1 protein-coding gene and 1 pseudogene are annotated in these 2,150 nt (G+C 55.5%); both read right to left on the bottom strand.

The window, feature by feature from the left end; genetic code table 11:
- Window positions 1-1,737 (bottom strand): T6SS effector phospholipase Tle3 domain-containing protein (locus AWB82_RS36545; RefSeq protein WP_086974096.1); only part of this gene is annotated, 1,737 nt, incomplete at its 3' end.
- A gap of 2 nt (window positions 1,738-1,739) precedes the next feature.
- Window positions 1,740-2,150, bottom strand: a pseudogene (locus AWB82_RS36540) (DUF2345 domain-containing protein); the annotation flags it as partial.

The following is a 2,150-nucleotide window of genomic DNA, read 5'->3' as shown; positions in this document are numbered from 1 at the left end:
GCTCATGAACTCATGATGTTGCGGCAGCGTGCTATGGTTGGTCGGCATCGGCTGATACTCCTCGTACCGCTTAATCATTTCATCGTGGTTTTCTGTTCGCATGGTCGGTCCAGTTGTGTAGGGATCGCTCCTCACTTGCTTTTCCAGTTTATGTATTGATTCGAGAAACGGCACACTGCGATCGAGGTAACTTCCATCTGCACTTCGCGCGCCCAAGGCATTCTGATCGCTGAGCGCTTGGTCGAAATAGCGATAAACTTCGTATTGCACGGGTTGTCCGTCCGTCAAAAGCGTGACCGTATATGGACTTGGCAACGCCATCTCCTCCGCAGTAATCGGATCGGGCACTTGTTCGGCATTAATGTTCACCCTTTGATTCTTATTCGGCACCACCCATAGGTCCAGGCCTGCTACCGTTCGGTTACCGTTCCAAAAGTCATCTGGTTTGACACCGGGCTCTGGATTTAGAATCGGCGGTAAGCTGCCGAACTTTGTCATTGCTGGCGCTTCCCCGCAAGGCGTGCCCCGTGCCAGCATGCGCTGCTTGACCGTATCGCCCAACTCATCGATCAATGCGTCGCTCACACCTTGCCATCCGATGCTTGCCAGCGCTGCGCTGCCCATCACACGGTCGTGCGGATTGAAGTACACGTAGAAGCGGCCGTGGTTGTCGCGTTCCTGGATATCGTTGTTCACGGCTTCCATGTTCCACAACTCCATCTCCTTAGTCGCACCGACGTGCAGCAATTGAAGGTCTTCCTCCGTAAAAACCTTCCTGTCCTTCTTAATGCGTTCCGCCACGTTGCGGAACGTGTTCACCCGTGCCTGGGTGGTGGGGCGGTTGTGGCCGGTCGTAAGAGCATCCGTTGATTTGTCTTCCAGCGCGAACGGCGAGTTCATCACGAACAGTGCATCGGGCGCTCGCGTTTTGCACATGAGCGTGGCGGCCATGCTCACCATCGTGCCCTGGCTGTGCGACATAACCGTGATCGTGTCGCCCGGACATTGCATGCGGATTTTGTCGATCAAGTTCGCCAGACGCTGCGCGGCATGAGCATAGTACTGACGACCCGGCGCAGCGTGCAGTTCACGGTCCCATTCGGTGTTAAACCACTGGATATTCACAAAGCCGAACATCGTGGGGTCAAAACCCTTCCTACTCCAGAGTTGTTGGAGATTATTGGTGCCGTTCTGGAACGGCCCTCCGCCCCAATACCACGGACCTGAATCCTTTAGATCCTTGGTTTTCCAGCCGTCCTCCCCGCGAATATTGCGCAGCGGCACGGGCCATTTATGCTCCTTGCCGTCCTCTGGACGATAGCCCCAATAGAAGCGGATTACGGGCGAGCGGCCGACTCTCTGCACGTGCCGCGCCGTCATGCCACCCTTATCACCTTTGTCGGAGTACGCGTTTGGAGTAATGTCTTGCCGCCCCAACCGCCTATTCAGCCCCTCGCAAAGCGCCCCTTCTGCCGCCTCATACCACTCCCCCTCCGAGTTCACTCCATGCACAAAAATAACGATCCCCGGCAGATGCGGAGGCACAAGCGCCTGTGCATAAACCTGGTATCCGCTGGGTGTCTGGTAGGACTCCCAATATGGCTCCCCCAGATGGCTTATCTGCATCGGCACCACATTGGTTGCCACGCCCAGCTTATAGTGCTTCGATTCGGCATCGTCGGTCCCCGCGCCATCTTGTGCGTCGAAAGTGTCCAGTTGGGTTGTCTTATCGCCCATTCTTACGCTCCTTTTTTATGAGGCAGCATGAGTTTCATGCCTTGTGCAATATCGTTCATCGACAGCGAGGTTTCGCCCTGTGCGTTCGTCTTACCCTCGACGAATTGACCGTTCCCAAGCGTGATTTTATAAGGCTTGTTGACAAGAGGACGACCCGTGATGTTGTCGCACACCACGAATTTTTCGTCGCTGTTGATATCAAGTTGATCGAACTTTGGCTTGGGCAGCGTAAGCGAGCCAGGTCCGTCCTTCATGATCTCAATGATCTTGAGAATCAAATTGCCTGCACCGCCAATCTCGACGTTGTCGCCTTGCACCTTGATGTACGCGCTGCCCCCACCGCTGAGCACAACACCGTTCGCCGCGTTCGCCGTCAGCGTCCCGGCCGCACTGCACAGCTGCATATTCTGCTG

The sequence above is a fragment of the Caballeronia glebae genome, assembly GCF_001545035.1.
GTDB classification, from domain to species: Bacteria; Pseudomonadota; Gammaproteobacteria; order Burkholderiales; family Burkholderiaceae; genus Caballeronia; species Caballeronia glebae.
This window is presented reverse-complemented; position numbering and strand designations above follow the sequence as displayed.